The 19,476-nt window shown below is 46.0% G+C and carries 15 protein-coding genes; 11 read left to right on the top strand and 4 right to left on the bottom strand.

Annotation, left to right across the window (positions count from 1 at the left end; all coding sequences use genetic code 11):
* The first annotated feature begins 20 nt into the window (after window positions 1-20).
* From AC0KUT_RS11670 to AC0KUT_RS11645, 6 genes are all read left to right on the top strand, one after another.
* Window positions 21-1,787, top strand: a complete 1,767-nt coding sequence (locus AC0KUT_RS11670; RefSeq protein WP_488830080.1) for a bifunctional diguanylate cyclase/phosphodiesterase — start codon at window positions 21-23, stop codon at window positions 1,785-1,787.
* A 140-nt stretch (window positions 1,788-1,927) separates the two neighbouring features.
* Window positions 1,928-3,574 (top strand): response regulator, encoded by a 1,647-nt coding sequence (locus AC0KUT_RS11665; protein WP_488830079.1) that lies wholly within the window; start codon window positions 1,928-1,930, stop codon window positions 3,572-3,574.
* Complete coding sequence (locus tag AC0KUT_RS11660) at window positions 3,571-4,314, top strand: sensor histidine kinase (RefSeq protein WP_488830078.1); 744 nt, start codon at window positions 3,571-3,573, stop codon at window positions 4,312-4,314. Before AC0KUT_RS11665 ends, AC0KUT_RS11660 begins: the two co-directional genes overlap by 4 nt.
* A gap of 83 nt (window positions 4,315-4,397) precedes the next feature.
* Window positions 4,398-5,294, top strand: coding sequence for an FHA domain-containing protein (locus AC0KUT_RS11655; protein WP_488830076.1), 897 nt, complete (start codon window positions 4,398-4,400; stop codon window positions 5,292-5,294).
* 105 nt (window positions 5,295-5,399) lie between these two features.
* Complete coding sequence (locus AC0KUT_RS11650; RefSeq protein ID WP_488830075.1) at window positions 5,400-6,689, top strand: DUF5610 domain-containing protein; 1,290 nt, start codon at window positions 5,400-5,402, stop codon at window positions 6,687-6,689.
* 99 nt (window positions 6,690-6,788) lie between these two features.
* Window positions 6,789-7,043 (top strand): glutaredoxin family protein, encoded by a 255-nt coding sequence (locus AC0KUT_RS11645; protein ID WP_488830073.1) that lies wholly within the window; start codon window positions 6,789-6,791, stop codon window positions 7,041-7,043.
* Window positions 7,044-7,073: 30 nt separating this feature from the next.
* Here the strand turns inward: AC0KUT_RS11645 and AC0KUT_RS11640 are convergent, their stop codons facing one another.
* On the bottom strand, window positions 7,074-8,306 hold the full coding sequence (locus tag AC0KUT_RS11640; protein ID WP_488830072.1) for an EAL and HDOD domain-containing protein: 1,233 nt from the start codon (window positions 8,304-8,306) through the stop codon (window positions 7,074-7,076).
* Between the two features lie 352 nt (window positions 8,307-8,658).
* On the opposite strand from AC0KUT_RS11640, the gene AC0KUT_RS11635 reads away from it, so the two are divergent.
* A complete protein-coding gene (locus AC0KUT_RS11635) occupies window positions 8,659-9,600 on the top strand; it encodes a chemotaxis protein CheV (protein ID WP_488830071.1) in 942 nt (313 codons plus the stop codon).
* A 48-nt stretch (window positions 9,601-9,648) separates the two neighbouring features.
* Here AC0KUT_RS11635 and AC0KUT_RS11630 read toward each other — a convergent pair whose 3' ends face one another.
* Window positions 9,649-11,634 (bottom strand): transglycosylase SLT domain-containing protein, encoded by a 1,986-nt coding sequence (locus AC0KUT_RS11630; RefSeq protein WP_488830069.1) that lies wholly within the window; start codon window positions 11,632-11,634, stop codon window positions 9,649-9,651.
* A 384-nt stretch (window positions 11,635-12,018) separates the two neighbouring features.
* On the opposite strand from AC0KUT_RS11630, the gene AC0KUT_RS11625 reads away from it, so the two are divergent.
* A complete protein-coding gene (locus tag AC0KUT_RS11625) occupies window positions 12,019-13,932 on the top strand; it encodes an ATP-binding cassette domain-containing protein (protein WP_488830067.1) in 1,914 nt (637 codons plus the stop codon).
* Between the two features lie 41 nt (window positions 13,933-13,973).
* On the opposite strand, the gene AC0KUT_RS11620 is transcribed toward AC0KUT_RS11625, so the two are convergent.
* Complete coding sequence (locus AC0KUT_RS11620; protein WP_488830065.1) at window positions 13,974-14,438, bottom strand: universal stress protein; 465 nt, start codon at window positions 14,436-14,438, stop codon at window positions 13,974-13,976.
* A gap of 185 nt (window positions 14,439-14,623) precedes the next feature.
* On the opposite strand from AC0KUT_RS11620, the gene AC0KUT_RS11615 reads away from it, so the two are divergent.
* Entirely contained in the window at window positions 14,624-15,127 is a 504-nt protein-coding gene (locus tag AC0KUT_RS11615; protein ID WP_488830063.1) for a hypothetical protein, read from the top strand.
* Here the strand turns inward: AC0KUT_RS11615 and AC0KUT_RS11610 are convergent.
* Window positions 15,111-15,818 (bottom strand): hypothetical protein, encoded by a 708-nt coding sequence (locus AC0KUT_RS11610; RefSeq protein ID WP_488830061.1) that lies wholly within the window; start codon window positions 15,816-15,818, stop codon window positions 15,111-15,113. The genes AC0KUT_RS11615 and AC0KUT_RS11610 overlap by 17 nt on opposite strands.
* Before the next feature lie 349 nt (window positions 15,819-16,167).
* Here AC0KUT_RS11610 and topA point away from each other — a divergent pair, with 349 nt between their 5' ends.
* Both topA and AC0KUT_RS11600 read left to right on the top strand, forming a co-directional pair.
* On the top strand, window positions 16,168-18,789 hold the full coding sequence (topA, locus tag AC0KUT_RS11605; RefSeq protein WP_488830059.1) for a type I DNA topoisomerase: 2,622 nt from the start codon (window positions 16,168-16,170) through the stop codon (window positions 18,787-18,789).
* 70 nt (window positions 18,790-18,859) lie between these two features.
* Window positions 18,860-19,387: a DUF6586 family protein gene (locus tag AC0KUT_RS11600; protein ID WP_488830058.1), complete on the top strand. Its 528-nt coding sequence runs from the start codon at window positions 18,860-18,862 to the stop codon at window positions 19,385-19,387.
* Window positions 19,388-19,476 lie beyond the last annotated feature (89 nt).

The raw sequence follows: 19,476 nt of genomic DNA, 5'->3' as shown, positions 1-19,476 counted from the left end.
GCACTAAGACTGAGTAAAAAATGCAATCAAATCTCTTGATTCCTGACCAAGCACTTACTCAATTAACCCTGCAAAAGGAATTACGACGTTTAATTGATTTTAAATTGTTGACCCCTGTTTTTCAGCCCATAGTGGCACTGGATAATCCTCGTATTTTAGGTTACGAAGCGCTTATTCGCGGCCCTGCGAATAGCGCGTTACAGTCTCCCGATAGTTTATTTGCCGTGGCCCGTGAGTGTCGTTTATTGGCGTCTTTGGAGTTTGCCTGCCGCGCAGTATCGTGTGAACGGTTTGCCGAGCTTGGTTTACCGGGCAAACTATTTCTTAATATGACACCCATAAGTTTTACCGATAGCCAATATCGCGATGGCGTTACCCGCGAGATTTTGCAGCGGGTGGGGCTTAAAGCAGAGCGAATTGTATTTGAGTTAACCGAAAGCCAGCCACTGGATGAATTAGATTTGCTCAGTGCAGCAGCAGAGCATTTTCAACGGCAGGGTTTTGCCGTGGCGCTTGATGACTTGGGTGCTGGTTATGCGGGCTTGCGCGTTTGGAGTGAGCTTTGTCCGGATTATGTAAAGATAGATCGACATTTTATTTCTGGTGTAGATCGCGATCCTGTTAAACGTGAATTCGTGCGCGCCATGTTGGATATAGCACAGCGTATGGGGCACAAAGCTATTGCAGAAGGCATAGAGACGGCGGCAGAGTTAAGTACGCTTGTCTCCATGGGTGTTGAGTATGCGCAGGGTTATTTTATTGCGCGCCCAACGGCGGAGCCGAAAATGCAAATGCCCGAACATATTTATGCATTTTGTCAGGCATCCTTTGCTCGCCATCAAGATTGCTTTGTGCATAAAGTGGGCGGTATTGTCATGGACTCAATTGTAGTCGCACCTAATGTGCTGGCGGAGGATGTGGTCAGAATGTTTCGCGCTGATGTGCGTCTTATGTCCATTCCTGTTGTAGATCAAGGTGCAGCATTAGGGATGGTGAGTCGCGCTGAACTCTTAAATATTTTTTCGCAGCGCTTTGCGCACGAGCTGCATGCCCATAAGCCTATTAAGGAGTTTATAAGTCAGCTCTCTATAGTGGTGGATGTAGAGGCTGAGTTGAAAGCTGTTGGGCAATTAATCACGGAAGATCCAGTGCAAAATTTAAGTGTTGATTTCATCATTACGAAAGATAAACACTATTTGGGCGTAGGCAAGGTACGCGATCTTCTACGGCGTATTAGCGAAGAAAAGTTACGTGTAGCGCGCTACAGCAATCCCTTAACGCAGCTGCCTGGCAATGTGCCGCTCTATGAATGGATTGACCATCTGCTGCTGCAACAAAGCCCTTGTATTGTCGCCTATTGTGATATTAATCAATTTAAATCATTCAATGATTGTTTTGGTTATGCGGCAGGCGACGAGGTTATCCTGAGGCTCAGTCGTTTACTACGTGAGCATCTAGACCCTATACAAGACTTTATTGGTCATGTTGGTGGGGACGATTTTGTAGTGGTGATGCGTAGCCCTGATTGGCGCGCGCGTTGTGAGGCCATATTAGCTGATTTTGCAGCTGCTGCCAGCACCTTTACCCCTTCAATACAACGTGAATTTTGGAGCCTTAATCGTCAAGGCCAGCGTCAAAAATATGGGCCCTTAACCTTGGCGATCGGCTCAGTCGAACCAGCATTGGCAGATTGTAAAACCCACCAACATCTTGCCCAATTACTGGCCGAAGCGAAGCACCATGCCAAGCAGCAGGGCGGCAATTGTCTGTTTGAATTTCAGCGGTAAAAACGTTCATTCTAATGATTCGTGTTGGCGCTTTCATTGAGCGCAGCTTGGGTGATACACCTGATGCAATTTACTTCCAGTATTCGCCTGTAGCTGAAGGTTGGTCTAGTATTAGGCTAATTTAAATGGGAGGTGAATTGATGTCTGATCTTGGTTACTACAAGATGCATGCGCTGGTTGTCGATGATTTTGAAAACTTTCGTAGCAGCCTTCATAAAATGCTCAGTAACATGGGAATCGGCAATGTCGATTCTGCGCAAAGTGGCGAAGAAGCACTTAGGCACACTAAGGCGCGCGCCTATGATTTAATACTTTGCGATCTTAATTTAGGCAAAGGGAAAAGTGGTCAGCAAGTACTAGAAGAATTGCGTATGGTTGATAACCCCTGCGCAGATAGCCTCTTCGTACTGGTGTCGGCTGAGACCAGTAAAGGCATTATTATGGCAGCCTATGACTATGAGCCGGACGCCTATTTAACCAAACCCATCACCCCTAAATCACTGGATCAACGTCTGTCGCGTTTAATGGAGCAGCGCCATGAGTTGCGCCCCATTATTACTGCGCAGCGCCAAGGTAATTTAGATGAGGCAATAGTCTTAAGCAAAAAACTAATTGCCAGTGGCAGTCGTTATATCAATAGCTGCCAAAAAATGCTGGGGCAAATGTATTTAAAAGAAAAAAAATTCGCTGATGCCGAGGCGCTTTATCGCAGCGTGTTAGATAATCGTGAGCTTGAATGGGCGCAGTTGGGTATGGCGCATACCAAGGCGGGAGAAGGTGACTTGATCGGCGCTCAGCAGTGGTTAGAGGCAGTGCTGCAGAATAACCCACTCTGCATGAAAGCCTACGACCTGCAAGCAGACATCTATCAACTGCAAGGCGCCTTGCAGCCCATGCAAGAGGTGCTAAAGCGCGCCACGGAAATCTCGCCATTATCCATACTGCGTCAGCAGGCACTGGGTGATGTGGCCCAACAAAATAATGATCTAGTGACTGCAGCGAATGCACTTAGGTCTGCAGTGAAGCTCGGTAACAACTCCACTTTCGATAAACCTGAAGTGCATACGCGATTTGTTCAGGCCACTATAGATCTAAGCTTGGTCGATGCTGACTTGGCCAAGCCTCTAATGCGTGATGCAGTGAAATGTGTATCCGAAACCGAAGAGAAGTTTGGTAAGTCCCCCGATAGAAAAGCTAGGTCACTTTTTTTAGATGCTCAATTGCAGTTTTGTGCGGGTGATTCACGCAAGGCCATGGCGTCATTGACCGCTGCCCAAGAGGTGGTGGATGAGATGAATGGGGGTAGTGACATTGACGTAAAAATAGAAATGGTGCGCGCGTTGCGTTTGTTAGGCAGGAGCGCAGATGCGGCACAGCAATTATCTTTACTGTTACATCAATATTGTGATGATGAAGAGCAGTTACAAAAACTTGATGTACTGCTGGAAGAACCCCGCAGCGAAAAAAATAAACTCATGGTGGCGGAAATCAATAAAAAAGGTATTGCTCTTTATAACGCCAAAGATTATACGGCTGCAGCAGAGTCTTTTAATATCGCTTTGCAAAAATTGCCGAACCATCTTGGGTTGCGTTTAAATCTTGTGCAAGCGCTGGTGGATAATCTTAAAAATAACGCCGATATGGTCTTAATGGAGCGAGTACAACAAGCATTCACCTACATGGGTAAAACAATTACTCAACAGCATGCTCAATATCGTCGTTATCGACAATTACTTGAGGCCTTTAATGATTTGAAAGAGAGTAAAAACTTGCGAGGTGCATCATGACAGTCCCAATAAGTGAGGAAAACTCTTCCGTGGTTCAGGGTGGAAAAAAAGATGAATACAGGCATTCGCCAATAGATTTTTCGTTTGTATTGGCATCCAGCGTTCACGATATGAAGAACTCTTTGGGGATGCTTATAAACACCTTGTCTGCAATGGTTGAGCATGCACCTCCGAAGGATGATATTCAGGCCAAATTTTTCTCAACCTTAGAATATGAAGCTGCGCGAATAAATACTGAACTGGTGCAACTGCTTTCATTTTATCGAATGGATGAGCATCAACTTGCACTCGATATTGATGAGCATTATGTGAGTGATGTATTAGAGGAGCAGCTAGCGCGAAATCATACCTTGCTAAGTGCATGCAATCTCTCTTTTGAGCTATGCTGCGATCCAGATTTAGTGTGGTATTTCGATGGTGAATTATTGGGCGGGGTCATTAACAATGTATTGGTCAATTGCGCACGTTATTCGCGCGCTAAATTGTTAGTGACAGCGACTGTGGAGGCGAATTACCTGTGTATCGCCGTGGCGGATGATGGTGCAGGTTATCCTGATGACATGCTGTTGGATTCTTCTGCAGCAAGTCCAACATCTTTTGGTTCTGGCAGTACTAAGCTAGGTTTGTTATTTGCGCGTAAGGTGATGGAGCTGCATAAATCTAAACAACATCAGGGCTATCTCGCCATTGCTAATCAAGGGCCCTTGGCGGGTGGGGTGCTAAAACTCTACTTGCCCTGAAAATCAGCGGTTGAATTCGTGATAAGGCTGCTGCATTATCTCAGCTCGTTTTGTTCAAATGCTACTCGTGAAGGTCATGTTGTATGTTAAAAATCCGCTTTAAAGACAATAAATACAATGCGGTATGGTTAGTTGAGCCCAAAATCACCATAGGTCGCTCAGCGACGAATGCGCTGGTGATCGACGATCCTCTGGCTGGCGATATACATATCGAAGTACTTGTTAACAATGAAGAGCTTACGCTTAAAAACTTACTACCCATGCAGCCAATTATGGTTAATGGAATGGAAGTTAGCGGTGCCTGCGCGCTAAAACCTGATGACATGATCACAATTGGTGCAGTAGAGCTTGTCGTAATTGATCCTAAGCGTGAAGCCAAGGTTATTGCCCAAGAAGCGACCAACTCTACCCAGCTACGCGCACCAAAAGCTACTGGTTGGTCGCTTAAGGCCAATCATACCGCGCTGGGTAATCGTGTGTTTCCACTAAAAGACGTTATGGTTATTGGTCGAGCCAGTGAATGCGACATTAGTTTGGCTGCGGCGCATATGTCACGCCGTCACGCTCAGTTGGAAGTCGTAGACGGTAACTTATTCGTAAAAGATTTGGCGTCAGCCAATGGTACATTTCTCAATGGCAAACAAATAACCGAAGCGCGGGTAAAGCGCGGTGATGAGCTGCGTTTTGATGCATTAAGCTTTGGTGTTATGGGGCCTTCTGATGATATGGCCAAAACGACCGTCAGAAAGTTAGATGTTAAATCTGAGGCCGTTGCTGCTCATAAAGCATCTTCCGGTGTTAAAACTCATGCCAAGGCTACGGTGGCACCCACTCGGTCGTCATCCATTACGCGCCCGAGTACTGATTTTAACCCTTCATCGGAAGCAGAGCCGGGTTCAAATAAAGGTAAATATGGTCTTATTTTTATAGGTGTTTTAGGGGTTGTGGTTATAACTGTATTGTTTCTAACACGTAAATAATTCTTTCAGAAATTACTCTAATGGCCGACAAGCTATGACAGGCCCCAGCTATTTTAGTTGGGGCACAGTGTTTAACTGCAAAACTGTTCGTGTCAGAGGAGACTTATGAATATATCTCAAGTGGGTCAAAGTGGTTTTTTAACATCCAACTTACCGCAGCAGGATGGGTTGAATTCCGATGCGAAATCGACCAAATCCCCCATAGTAGATCAAAGCGTAAAAGCAGCAGGTGTGCAGGATAAGCGCCAGCAGGCTTTGAGTATAGTGAATAAAACGCTAACCATGGCCTATGAAAAAATCAGTTCGCGCGGCAAGGATGTTAGCGCCGAATATGATCGTTTTGAGCCACTGACAGCGGAGAAGGTCGCCAATAATATTCTTGGGTTTATAGAGCGACGCCTACAGCTTGATAAGGCCGAAGGTGCTTCTGCTGAGGATCTGCAGGCACGACTTGAAGCAGGTCTATCGGGGTTTAAAAAAGGTTTTGCTGAGGCAAGCGAAAAGCTAAAGGCACTCAGTTTACTTGCACCTGAAATTGAGGCCGATATAGGTAATACCTATGATCGCGTAATAAAGGGTGTAGAGGACTTACGGGCTAAGTTCATCGGTGATTTAACCTCAAATAGTTCTCCCAAGGCTCAGTCTAAAGCCGATTCGACCTTGGTTGCCCCTCTTAAAACCTATACATCAACTTCAACAGCGACGACAAAAACAGATGACTTGCATTTGCCGCAACTTAATTTAGGTCGCTCGTCTGCTACAAACGTTAAATATGAATACGCTCGTGCACGGGAGTTTAGCTTTGAGTTGACCACCAAAGAAGGTGACAAAGTGGTTATTCGTGCTGCAAGTAGCGAAGGCTTTGCGCTTGAGACCGCGCAGCGTCCTGGGGCTGCTGTAAATAGAGCGCAAGGTAGCTACAGTGCGAGTGAATCAATGAATTTTCAGGTTGAAGGCGATCTTAATGAGAGTGAGCTGCGAGCCATAAATGAACTTTTGGGACGAGTAAATGATTTGGCGGGACAATTTTTTGATGGGAATTTAGACAGTGCTTTCGAGTTGGCTTTGGGGCTTGGATATGATGAAGCCCAAATTGGTGGCTTTTCATTAAATTTAGCTCAAGTTGAACTTCGACAGACAAGCCAAGCCTATCAAGCTTATACCCCAGATAACGCATTACTAAATGATGAGCAGAATTTCCTACAGCTTAGTCAGCAATACTTACCAATGGGGAACTTTATTAAGAACTTATTGGATAGCTTAGATTCTGCCCAAGATTTTTCGAAGCCTCAAGAGCTATTGACCGATGTGGCAAGACAGCTACCAGATGAGCCTGCACAGGGTGAGCGTTTAGCGCAATTTATGCATGAGATTTTTGCTTTGAAATTAGCGTAGTAGGGAGCCTGATAAATCAAGCTTAGATTTAGGTGTTGAATCTGGATGCTAGAGTTGAGGGCCGATTTACCGTTAAAATAGTGTTTTTGGCGAGGTCCTATGAAAACTCTTCTTTTATATTCAACATCAGGTTGTCATTTATGCGAGTTGGCGCAAGAGATAGTTTTCCCATTGTTAGACGAATATACGGTTCAAGTAAGTGTTATTGAGATATCTGAAAGCGATGAGCTTGTGGAGCGCTTTGGCGTGCGAATTCCCGTGTTGGTATTTGAGGGTATAGGGCAGGATGAGTTGGGGTGGCCCTTTGACTCCGTACTGGTGAGGCAATATTTGGATAGAGTTGGCTGCCACTAAAAATCAGTCTGTGCGGCTGTTTTGTTAAAATTATTTTGTGCTCGCGCTTAAATTGTTAATGGTTTCTTCCACCCAGACTAACGCCTCTAAATAGATAGCCGAGATCATGTTCTCGCTGATACCTTGGGTTTCTAAATAGTTCCAGTCTATAGAGTCCCACTGGCCTTGCTCGTGGGATTTTACTATTTTTAAAATAATACCCTCGGGACCAAGGTGTTTTAGCATGGCTTGATTTAGCGGCTCAGTGAGGGAGATTTTGCTTAATAAGTCTTCCAGTGGTGCATCTAAAAATGCATCTAATGTGGAGAATAGCCCAACTGTAAAATAAGAATCTGGGCGTATGCTGCTATTCATTTTTGCTGCAATTAATTCACACATTCGGGCACGGGTCAGTGCTGTCACGCTTAATTCATGCGGTTTACCGCCCAGATTAGACAGCGCGAGCAAATCTACCCAGTTTTTCAATTTATTGAGGCCGAGTAACATGATGGCTTGGCGCAGTGAATCGACGTTACGCGATAAGCCAAAGGCTGCTGAGTTAACGAGGCGTAATAATTTGAAACTGAGTAGTGGATCGCTTGCGATCATGCGTTCAATTTTATCTATGGGTGAGTTTGGATTGTGTAGTGTTGACAGTAATTGCAATACGGCCTGTTTGTTTTCTGCAATTTTTCGCCCGCTGATAATTTTAGGGCGTGCAAGAAAGTAACCTTGAAAAAGATCGAATCCCAATGCTTTACACGTTTCGAACATTTCATAAGTCTCTACTTTTTCAGCGAGCAGGGTAATTCCTAGCGGCTTAAGTAGGCTGATATGTTGTTGTAATTTCGAGGCAGATAAATAGATTACATCCAGTTTAATAATGTCTGCATAGGGAACTAAAACCTGAGTTTGTTCATTCAGCTCAAAGTCATCCAAGGCTATTGTGTATCCCTGCTCACGCAGCCGCTTAAGTGATTGAAGCATGCTGTCATCAATGTTTTGCCCTTCCAGTACCTCAATTACCATTTGCTGATTGCTAAACGGCGGCGGAGAATCTAACAGTGTGCGTGTGAAGTTGATATACGCGCGGTGTTTGCCTACTAGCTGCTCAATGGGCATCTCAGTGAATGCATTGAGTAAAACTTGCGAGCTTGCTGCATCACCATCGAATACCTTCGCAGCAAAGATTGCACTATTGCGACACAGCAATTCATAGGCCACTACTTGCATTTGCGCGTTAAAAATTGGCTGGCGTGCAAGTAGTGGAGTTGATTCAGGCATAAAGTCAGCTATAAATTAAGAGTTTAGGGTGTTTTGGGTGTTAATAGATTGTTTGAGTGTAGTTGGGGTATGGCAGCAAAACCAATTTTAAGTGCATGTATTCTAGTACTTTTTTATGGTCTTCAGGGTATAAGCTTGTTTAAAAATGTAATCGTGTACAGCTTGGCTCTAATTTATTTTTTTGAGGTTTTTGGTGGCTATTCATCCCTTTGTTTGAATGCTAGGCAGTGGATTTGGGAATCTAGTGATGACACTGGTAATGTTAAAACCTAGCTGGTTGCCATTTACTGCCTATACTTAAAATATTTAATTTGCGGAGTTTCCGCGCAGATATCATACGAATGGTAACGGCATGTCGAAATTATTAGACTCTATTGATCAGCGAACTCGTCTGGTGGGGGAGAATCGGCTGGAATTATTAATGTTCCGCCTTGCGACTTCGCAAATGTTTGCAATAAATGTGTTTAAAGTGCAGGAGGTTGTGAAGTTGCCCCCTTTGCGCCATGTCCCTCATAGTCATCCATATATCAAGGGTGTGGCTCATCTTCGTGGTCAAACCGTCCCTGTGATTGATCTCAGTGCCGCTATAGGTGTGGGTGAGCTGAAAGAGTCGGCGAGCTCTAATCTTATAGTGGCGGAATACAATCGCTCGGTTCAAGCTTTTTTAATTGGTCCTGTAGACCGCATTATCAACTTAAATTGGGAATTGATATTGCCTCCGCCTAAGGGGGCTGGGCGCAGTCATTTTCTAACTGCAATTACTAAAATCGATGAAAAATTAGTGGAAATTTTGGATGTAGAGCGGGTGCTCGCGGACATTATTCCTTATAACACCCAAGTTTCTGCCAGTGTGTTAGATGTTGATTTGGTGGTGGAGGCGCGCAGACGTAAACTCAAAGTTTTATTAGCTGAGGATTCGCCAACTGCAGTAAAGCAGGTGCGTGAAACCTTAAGTAATTTAGGTATTGAAGTTGTATCTATGCAGGATGGGTTGCAAGCGCTCAATTTATTACGGCAATGGACAAAAGAGGGGCGCAAGGTAACAGACGAAATTCTCATGTTAGTAACAGATGCTGAAATGCCAGAAATGGATGGCTATAGGCTGACAGCAGAGGTGCGTAAGGATCCTCTACTCAGGGATCTCTATGTGGTTTTACACACCTCATTGAGTGGAAGTTTCAATCATGCAATGGTGGAGAAAGTGGGTTGCAATGATTTTTTGTCTAAGTTTCAGCCAGATGAGTTGGCGAAAGTGGTGCAAAAACGATTACGTGCTTTTTTAACGCCAGAATAAAAAAAACGCGGCTATTGCCGCGTTTTTTTATTGCTGTTTAGGACATTTTTATAGTTGTTGAAGAGCTTCTGCTTGGCTGACAAAACTTGTTTTTTCGCCGAGCCTATAAGCGTAAATCACCGAAAAAGAAAGAATGTTTTGCACATAGCCGCGCGTTTCTTTGTAGGGGATAGTTTCGATCCATACATCATAGGGTAACTGCGCGTCCTTATCTTTGTTGAGCCAGCGTTTCACCCGCGATGGGCCTGCATTATAGGCTGCGGCAGCTAAGATGCGATTGCCGCTAAAGCTATTAAGCAGTTGGTCGAGGTAGTGGCTGCCGAGACGCAGATTTTTTTCCGCGGTTAAGAGATCTTGGGTTTGAAAGTGTAAGCCATTTCTCTTTGCCGTTTGCTGTGCGGTGGAGGGAAGTAGTTGCATTAATCCCATGGCGCCTGCGGGCGAGCGGGCCTCTTGGTTGAACGCACTTTCCTGACGAGTAACAGCGTAAATAAACAATGGATTTACTGAACTGTGTTTGGCTGCTTTAGAAATGTAGTCGCCGTACACAATAGGAAATCTCACCTCTAGGTCATCCCAATAATTTGCGTCTATCATGGCTTGAATGCCATGGCGATACCAGCCCCAGCGCTGAGCGAGTCGCCCTGCGATAACAATTTGCTCGCTGGGCATCTTCCGGGTGCTGTAATACCACTCGCGGCTTGCTGAACTTAGGTCGCCACGCATGAAAAATTCACGTGCACGTTGAACTCCTGGCGATTGTTCAACTACAGCCATTTGCTCATCGGTAAAAGCAAGCGGCTTATCGAGTAAGTGATAGTCGATCCCTGTTTTATCTGCAGCGAGAAAGCCATAAAAGCTACGGGCTGGGGCTATATCTGCATAAATACTTGACGGTGTTTCGCCGTTAACTTCTTTGATTCGAAGTTGTTCCATAGTGCGCGCTTGCCAATAGCGCCAGCGCTCGCTTGTTTTGGCTTCTGAAGGAAGACGGGTAAGCCATTCATTGGTTTTTTCCCAATCTTGCTTGCGTAGCGATTCGCGAATCAGCCATTCGATTAAGTCGACGCGTGTTAGTTCTGGTGTCGCGGCAGTGAGTTGTTCTGCTTCAGTCTCATGATCTTGATAGAGCAGGCGCAACGCAATTTGATACTTCATGTTGAGGCGCTGTTCATCCGTAAATAGTTGTTGAGCATCATAACTGTGCCAGAGGCTGAGAGCTGTGCGGGCATCTTGGCGCGCATACTTTTCTAAGCCGTACAGAATAACTTCGCGCATTTGTGGCGATTGCTTGCTGAAGCGCGCTTTTTGCTGCAATAGTTTCGGGTTGGCTGCGACTTGTTGATACAGAAGGGCAAGTGGGCGTTCATTCGTGGGTAATATGTTAGCGAGATAGGCCATCATATTTCTGTCGTTTGCTGCAACGGCCTTGCGATGACGATCCCAGATAATGGTGGGAGTCATTTTGCCCGCTTTTTTCCACTCGGCAAATACTGGGTCGCAGGCTTTGGATTGGGTTTTATCTATATTCCACAGAGGAGCCACATCCTCTAGTGCAGATTTGTCGCCTGTTTCTAGGCGGGCGCGTAATTGTAAGCACGCCAGCTCGGGATCAGTGAGGCGGCTATCGTAAAAATGGCGGTAGTCGGCCCAGCGCTCTCGCTGTGCTAAGGTGCGAAGCCAGCGATGGGTCATGCGCTCCGCTAGAAATGAATCAGGGTAGTGCTGGAAAAAGTCAGCTATCTCTTGTGTTGGGAGGCTGAAAAGGCGATCCGTTAAATCTTGATATTCTAGATAGGGTAATAGCGGGTATTTTTTTAGCTTAGCAATGAGGCGTTGATATTCTGTTTTATTTTTTTTCGCGAGTGCCTTTTGCGCTTGCGCATACCAATCACGCTCTTGTTTCAATTGCGTGTTAGTGGTGTTGTTAATAGTAGTGGTTGCAGTAGCTGCTTGCGCCATATTCAGGGTCATACTACCGATGAATACGCTGGCACTGAGACAAGCTTGCCAAAGTATTGTCGAAAACCTCATGAGAACCTCAAATTGCTGTGTGCAAAAATTGCACTTATTACATGTGTAGACCTCGACTGCGCGACTTGCTTGCGAGGTGACCTTATAAAGTTACTGCTGATAGTTGTTGGTTGGAATTGAAATAATACTTTCTTGGTTAACTCATACCGCTGAGATATGATGCGCCTCCTTTGCCTTTTTCGCGACTTGATTTAGCTGTATCGCGTTGAGTGCACCAATTTCCAATATAGACTGGCTTGAATTAACTATAGGCCAGCTCTGGTCATTTGCTGCAATGACAGATCTATTTGTGCTGTCTTATGTAGAGTGCGATTGAGGATATCAGCCCCCAGTCGCTTCTACCAGTGGCGTTTCGGTCCTTAAACACTGTGAATAATTGTTTATATGTCTTTGATTAAAATTGAAAAAGCGTTTTTAAGTTACGGCCTACAGGTCTTGCTCGATGGTGTTGAATTGACGGTTGAAAAAGGTCAGCGACTTTGTTTGATTGGTCGCAATGGCGCAGGTAAATCGAGCTTGTTAAAAGTGATTGTCGGCGATGTGGACTTGGATAAAGGCGATGTTATTCGGCAAAGCGGTATTCGTATTGCGCGCCTAGAGCAAGATCTGCCAGAAGCGGATGATCGTCAAGTATTTGATGTTGTCGCAATGGGGCTGCAGGGGGTAGGGGAGTTGTTGGCGGAATACCGTCATATATCCCACTCAGCAGAGATAAGCGATGCCCAGTTAGCTCGCATGGCTGAGTTACAGCACAAAATTGAAGCTGTTGATGGTTGGGCGATGCAGCAAAAAGTAGATGAGATTTTGTCGCGTCTTGATTTGCCTGCTGAGCGTTATATGCGCGAACTCTCGGGGGGGTGGCGCCGCCGTGTGGCTTTGGCGAAATCACTGGTGCTCGAGCCTGATGTTCTGTTGCTTGATGAGCCGACAAACCATTTAGACATAGCGGCAATCGATTGGCTGGAAAAACAGCTACTTAATTTTAATGGTGCCCTGATTTTTATTACCCATGACCGCTCGTTGTTGCAGACATTGGCGACGCATATTGTAGAGTTGGATCGCGGTAATCTGCGTTATTGGGCCGGCGATTATGAAAGTTATTTGGTCTATCGCGAGCAAGCGCTTACAGAAGAGGCGCGTCATAATGAGCTGTTCGACAAGCGTTTGGCGCAAGAGGAGGTCTGGATTCGCCAGGGTATTAAGGCACGTCGTACCCGCAATGAAGGGCGTGTTCGGGCGCTAAAAGCACTGCGTGAAACACGCTCTGAACGCCGTGAAGTGATAGGCAAGGCCAACTTCTCTCTCGCTACGGGTGATGCGTCGGGTAAGTTAGTGGCTGAGCTTAAGTCAGTCTCTTATGCCTTTGGCGCTAAAACTATTGTGAAGGATTTTTCCAGCGCTATTGTGCGTGGCGATCGTATAGGGTTGGTAGGTGCCAATGGCGCCGGCAAAAGTACGTTATTAAAGTTAATTTTGGGTGAGCTGCAGCCTCAATCTGGTAGCGTCAAAATGGGCACAAACCTTAAAATTGCCTATTTTGATCAGTTGCGTGATCAGTTGGACTTGAACAGCAGTGCAGTTGATAACGTAGCCGAAGGGCGCGAGTTCATCGAAATTGACGGAAAATCAAAGCATATTTTTTCTTATTTGAGTGACTTTTTGTTTAGCGGTGAGCGCGCTCGCACACCGTTACGCGCTCTGTCAGGCGGTGAGCGCAATCGCGTTTTGTTGGCAAAATTATTCAGCAAATCAGCCAACTTACTCGTGCTTGATGAGCCGACCAATGATTTGGATGTAGAGACCTTGGAGTTGCTAGAGGAGATTCTGACGGATTATCAAGGTACGGTACTGCTCGTTAGCCATGACCGCGCCTTCCTGAATAATATTGTCAGTAGCGTTATTGCCTTTGAGGGGCGCGGCAATGTGCTCGAGTATGTAGGGGGGTACGACGATTGGATTCGCCAGGGAGGTAAATGGACGGAGGCAGACTTACCGGAATCGACAGTTGTTGCTCCTGCCCCTTCTGTGCCTCAGCCAGTTGCTGAGCAGCTTGTACCCACGGCAACTAAAGCGAAAAAGCTCAGTTATAAGTTTCAAAAAGAATTTGATGAGTTGCCGCTAAAAATAGAGAAAATTGAGCAGCGCTTGGCGCAGCTCAATAGCGAGGTGGCCGCTGCAGACTTTTATACGCAAACGGCGGCTTTGATAGAGTCAAAGCTCCAAGAGGTTGCTGCTGTACAACAGCAATTAGAGGTCTGTTTTGAGCGTTGGGCAGAGCTAGAGGATATGCAGCAGTAACTCTAGCTTGTGTCGATTAAATCATAATTCTGCAGAAAGCGTTAATCATCTGCCAAGTCTTGTTTTTTAACCAGTACGGCAAGCACATCGCAGCTTGCGCCGTGAAGTACGCTGTTCGGTGTCGAGCCTAACAGCAGTGCTAGGCCTTTTTTGCCGTGGCTTCCCACAACAATAAGATCTGCCGACTCTTGTTCGGCGAGGTAATGAAGTTCAGCTGCCGCTTGGCCTAGGAGTACGTGCTGTTGTTGAATAGGGTAGTGTGAATTCTTGGCGAGCTGCCCGAGTTCTATTCCTGCTTTTTGTAGCTGCTGCTCTTGTACGCCACTGAGATCGACCGGCATATCGCCACCATAAGCAAAAGCAATAGGCTCAAGCACATGGGCTAATGAAAGGCGCGCATTACAACTGGCCGCTAGGGCAGCAGCTTTGTGAATGACCTGAGGGCAGTCCTCTGAAAGGTCGACCCCGACTATGATGTGGCTATAGCTAATGAAGTCTGCTGGCATCTTTATTCCTTGAGTTGTGGTTAAGGTCTTTGTGGTGCGAAAAACTTCAGGTTAATAGGAAATGGGGTAGCCGAAGCGTCCGCGTAGCGGAATTCTACTTCCCTGCGCATACATTGTTAATAACCATTGTTTTGTTAATGATAGTTGCCTTGTTAATAAATGCATAACAGCAGGATGTATCAGTAGTGAATACGACACTTTTTTTTATTTTAATTGTGGTTATCGCGCTAATTTTAGGCCCTTTGGTGATGCTTAAGCCTAAGCCCGGGCAGAAAATCAAAGAGCAGCTGCGCATGAACGCGCGCGCTTTGGGTTTAAGATTTACGCTTCGCAGCCTCCCCAAGCTGAAAACAGATATGGAGGCATCCGGGGTTTGCCCTGTTTATTATTTGCCACCCTCGGAGGCTTTAGCTTCGCAGCCTGAGTGGTTATTGATGCGAACTCGCTATGAGCATGAGGCGAATTTTTACAAGGAATGGGATTGGCAAACAGATTCGGTTGCTACTCGTGATGCGCAGGCGTTGCTACTCGGCTTTATGCCGCAGTTGCCTGTGTCAGTCTGTGCCATTAGCGCAGGTCCTCAAGGAGTTTGTGTGTTCTGGCGAGAGCAGGGTGGTGAGCCTGTGTTGACGCTCATCCATGATATGTTGTGTGCCCTAGAGTCGTGTGTTGTTATTGAAGCGGGGTAAGTGATGGGCTGTCGAACTCATTGCTCAGACTTGTGCGTGAGCCATCTATCAACTGGCTGAGTTCTTTAATTAGCGTTAAGCGCTTAGAGTCCTGATGAAACGATTCGAGCAGTTGCTGTTGAGCTTTGCGATAAAACTCATAAGCGGTAAAACGATCACTGCTGGCCATGGCTTTTCTACCTTGCTCAATTAGAGACATGGCGCCCACCATCAGATGCGCCCAACGCAGCTCTTGCGTGATCGCAATGAGCTCAGTCTCGTCTATAAGCCCTTGCGCAACCAATTGAGGTAGCAGTGCGAGAGCTGCTTTTAAATAGGTTTGTGTTTGGGCAATTTGGGTGTCGCTATCTTTTTGGAAGCTGATAGTAGGGTGTTCATTGGGGTTAAGTAGGCGTGCAGAGTGGGCTTCAGCCTTTTGTATCGCTACTTCAATGTATGCTTTGTTGTTTTTTTCAATATCGAGTAAGGTCTTAAGTTGAGCAATAAGTCGCTGATTAAATAGCTGTGTAATGGTGCGATTGGGGAGTGTGCTGTCCAAGCACCCAACTAAATCACCTAGTTCTTCAATTTTTAGACGTAACTGACGTTGCTGTTGGCGACGTATAACTTGTTGTTTCTGCTTGCGGCTTAGCAGATTGACAATTATGAGCGTGCAAAGCATAAGTATTGAGAGGAACACAATTATGATCATGCGAGATTCTATAAAACGTCTATGGTTAAAAGGGCGGTTATAAAGGTTTAATCATGCCATTTATATCGCTTGGCAGATTTCCATAAAAATACAGCAAATCATAGGGTTATGTTTACTTTTTGAGATCTTATTTGGTTTTGTGACAGCACCTCCAATATCACCTGTTGGGGCGGCTGCAAGAGTTTATAGACCAAATAATAGCTTGACCCCTAAGGTCTCAGGTCTTATATATGCGCACCTTGAAGTCATTCTAGCCTTTATTGCGGCCCTTATTATGGAGTTTTTGGCGCATTTATCAACATGCGTATCTCCTTAGGCCTTTCCATCGACAGAGACAATAAAACGTATTATGGGTAAATCTTTAGTTATCGTTGAGTCGCCCGCTAAGGCGAAAACCATCAATAAATATTTGGGTAACGATTTTATCGTTAAATCCAGTATTGGACATATTCGCGACTTACCCACCAGCGGAGGTGCCAAACCGGTCGATGCTAAAGAGCGCGCCAAGCAGGCAGCGGCAACGCGAAAGCTTTCGCCAGAAGCCAAGGCGCTTTATCAGGCGAAAAAAAGTAAGTCTCAGCTGATTAATCGAATGGGCATTGATCCTGAAAACAACTGGGAGGCTCATTACGAAATATTGCCAGGTAAAGAAAAAGTCGTAGATGAGCTGAAAAAGCTCGCGGAGAAAGCTGACATTGTTTACCTCGCAACCGACTTGGATAGAGAGGGGGAGGCTATCGCATGGCATCTGCGTGAGGCAATAGGCGGCGATGAGTCTCGCTACAGGCGCGTGGTGTTTAACGAAATCACTAAAACCGCTATCCAAAATGCATTTAAAAACCCAGGGCCAATAGATCAGGACCGAGTGGATGCGCAACAGGCGCGCCGCTTTCTGGATCGCGTTGTGGGCTATATGGTGTCGCCTTTGCTTTGGGAAAAGGTGGCGCGCGGGTTATCGGCAGGTCGAGTACAGTCAGTTGCTGTGCGCTTGGTGGTAGAGCGTGAGCGTGAAATTCGTGCATTTATCCCAGAGGAATATTGGACTTTATTTGCGGATTTGCAGGCAGATAAAAAGCAGTCTGTCAGTTTTGAAGTAAAAAAATTCAAAGACGATGCATTCAAGCCCGTCAATAAAGATCAAGCAATGACCGCAGTAGCGGCACTGCAAGACAGCAGTTATAAAGTTGTGAGTCGCGAAGATAAGCCGACACACTCTAAGCCTTCGGCGCCGTTTATTACTTCAACCTTACAGCAGGCAGCAAGCACCCGTTTAGGGTATGGCGTTAAGAAAACCATGATGATGGCTCAGCGTCTGTATGAGGCAGGTTATATCACCTACATGCGTACTGATTCGACTAATTTAAGTAAAGATGCGGTTGAGTCTTGCCGAGAATATATTTTAGAGCAGTTCGGCAAGCGCTATTTGCCTGAGGCGCCTATAGGTTATTCAAGTAAAGAGGGGGCGCAAGAAGCGCATGAGGCGATTCGGCCTTCTAATGTTGCTGTTATGCCCAATCAACTTAGTGGTATGGAACGTGATGCTGAGCGTTTATATACCTTGATTTGGCAGCAGTTCGTCGCCTGCCAAATGACACAAGCAGAGTACACCAGCACGAGTGTTGTGGTGAGCGCAGGTGACTATGAGTTGCGTACGCGCGGCCGTGTCATCCGCTTTGATGGCTACACCAAGGTGTTACCGCAAGTCGCTAAAAAAGACGAAGATGTAGTGTTGCCTGACATGAAAGTAGGCCAAGTATTGCCCTTACAAAAGCTTAATCCGCAGCAGCATTTCACGAAGCCTACTGCGCGTTTTACGGAGGCGAGCTTAGTAAAAGAGTTGGAGAAACGAGCTATAGGTCGCCCTTCAACCTACGCCGCGATTATTTCTACTATTCAAGATCGCGGCTACGTGCGTCAGGAAAATCGTCGTTTTTATGCTGAAAAAATGGGCGATATAGTTACCGAGCGCTTAGTGGAAAGTTTTGATGACCTTATGGATTATGGTTTTACCGCGAGCATGGAAGAGTCGTTGGATGATGTTGCAAAAGGCGGCAAAAATTGGCGTCAGGTGTTAAATGAGTTTTATGCTGGCTTTAGTAAAAAGCTGTCATTAGCGGCTGGTTCAGACAAGGGAATGCGCGCTAACGATCCGACAAATACTGATATTAGTTGCGCTCTCTGTAGCCGAGACATGCAGATTCGCACCGGTAGTACAGGTGTGTTTTTAGGTTGTTCAGGTTATGGGTTGCCGCCTAAAGAGCGCTGTAAGCACACTATGAATTTGGTGTCCGGTGATGAGGCTATTGATGCAGATGCAGATGAAGAGGCAGAATCGCGATTGCTGCGCGCCAAGCATCGTTGCAAAATCTGTAACTCTGCCATGGATTCTTACTTGCTAGATGAGACGCGTAAGCTCCATATCTGCGGAAATAACCCTGATTGCGCAGGTTACGAAGTTGAGCTAGGTACATATCGATTAAAGGGCTATGAAGGGCCAACGATTGAATGTGATAAATGTTCGAGTCAAATGCAACTTAAAACGGGGCGTTTTGGAAAGTATTTTGGCTGCACTAATAGCGAATGTAAAAATACTCGAAAATTGCTGAAAAGTGGCGAGGCTGCTCCCCCCAAAGTTGACCCAATTGTCATGGCCGATCTTCGTTGTGAAAAAGTAGATGATCACTACGTGTTGCGTGATGGCGCTGCAGGGTTATTTTTGGCGGCGAGTCAATTCCCGAAAAATCGCGAGACGCGCGCGCCCTTAGTTGAGGAGCTGCTGGCGTATAGAGATCAAATAGACCCTAAATACCACTTCCTTCTATCGGCTCCCGTTGCCGACCCTGACGGCAATAAAGCCATTATCCGCTTTAGCCGCAAAACAAAAGAGCAGTACGTGCAAACCGAAGTCAATGGTAAGGCCAGTGGTTGGAAGGCGCTTTATTCTGGCGGTAAATGGCAGGTGCAAAAGTAGTTTTGGGTGCGGCGATCATGTCTGATCGCCGCAGTTGTTTGTCAATATTTTACTTTTGCAGGCTCCGCTCATGGCCGCCACTCATCTTTCGCTCGTCAATCAAAAATTAGCCTATCTTCGCTCAATGCTCTCCCTGCTGGAATCTATAGATACTGAACAACGGGGCGCCACTATGGCGAATCGGGCGCTTGTCGATGCTGGGTTATTCCACCTAAATGTGGCTTATCAGTTCTATTTACGCGAGCTTGCAGAAGTTAATCGCCTTAAGACGTGCGCAGATATTTATAGTCTTACACAGTTAAAAGCGCGCCTCGATGCTTTGGGGCGATCTCCGTCAGAGGTTCAGGAGTTGTGTGTTCTAGCAGGGCAACCTGAAAGCTGGTTGGCTATGATGCTGTCGGCCTATGAGGCTATTTTTCTGTCGCCACCACCGATCCTTGAGCTTAAGGCTTTTCCTGTGCATGAAAATGCTATTCCCCTGATTGATGTAACCGCTGCAACCGCTATAAGGGTTTATTCTCCCTCTGACTTGGCGGCTGCAAGCCAAGCATTCATCGCACTTATAGGGCGTCAGCGAGAAACAAGTGCAGAATATTGATAAAAAGTTGAACCCTTCTTATGACTGTGGCACAATCAGCACCCTTCGCGGCTAGAGGTGAATGATTTTTATAAAAGTGCATAAAAATC

The organism is Cellvibrio sp. 25HG11W-0 (assembly GCF_057815475.1).
The sequence above is the reverse complement of the archived record's forward strand: the minus strand, read 5'-3'. Positions and strand labels throughout refer to the sequence as shown.

Excerpts from the sequence above, each read along its gene's own strand:
- AC0KUT_RS11670 (WP_488830080.1), top strand. The coding sequence starts at position 21 with ATGCAATCAAATCTCTTGATTCCTGACCAAGCACTTACTCAATTAACC.
- AC0KUT_RS11665 (WP_488830079.1), top strand. The coding sequence starts at position 1,928 with ATGTCTGATCTTGGTTACTACAAGATGCATGCGCTGGTTGTCGATGAT.
- AC0KUT_RS11660 (WP_488830078.1), top strand. The coding sequence starts at position 3,571 with ATGACAGTCCCAATAAGTGAGGAAAACTCTTCCGTGGTTCAGGGTGGA.
- AC0KUT_RS11655 (WP_488830076.1), top strand. The coding sequence starts at position 4,398 with ATGTTAAAAATCCGCTTTAAAGACAATAAATACAATGCGGTATGGTTA.
- AC0KUT_RS11650 (WP_488830075.1), top strand. The coding sequence starts at position 5,400 with ATGAATATATCTCAAGTGGGTCAAAGTGGTTTTTTAACATCCAACTTA.
- AC0KUT_RS11645 (WP_488830073.1), top strand. The coding sequence starts at position 6,789 with ATGAAAACTCTTCTTTTATATTCAACATCAGGTTGTCATTTATGCGAG.
- AC0KUT_RS11640 (WP_488830072.1), bottom strand. The coding sequence starts at position 8,306 with ATGCCTGAATCAACTCCACTACTTGCACGCCAGCCAATTTTTAACGCG.
- AC0KUT_RS11635 (WP_488830071.1), top strand. The coding sequence starts at position 8,659 with ATGTCGAAATTATTAGACTCTATTGATCAGCGAACTCGTCTGGTGGGG.
- AC0KUT_RS11630 (WP_488830069.1), bottom strand. The coding sequence starts at position 11,634 with ATGAGGTTTTCGACAATACTTTGGCAAGCTTGTCTCAGTGCCAGCGTA.
- AC0KUT_RS11625 (WP_488830067.1), top strand. The coding sequence starts at position 12,019 with ATGTCTTTGATTAAAATTGAAAAAGCGTTTTTAAGTTACGGCCTACAG.
- AC0KUT_RS11620 (WP_488830065.1), bottom strand. The coding sequence starts at position 14,438 with ATGCCAGCAGACTTCATTAGCTATAGCCACATCATAGTCGGGGTCGAC.
- AC0KUT_RS11610 (WP_488830061.1), bottom strand. The coding sequence starts at position 15,818 with ATGATCATAATTGTGTTCCTCTCAATACTTATGCTTTGCACGCTCATA.
- topA (WP_488830059.1), top strand. The coding sequence starts at position 16,168 with ATGGGTAAATCTTTAGTTATCGTTGAGTCGCCCGCTAAGGCGAAAACC.
- AC0KUT_RS11600 (WP_488830058.1), top strand. The coding sequence starts at position 18,860 with ATGGCCGCCACTCATCTTTCGCTCGTCAATCAAAAATTAGCCTATCTT.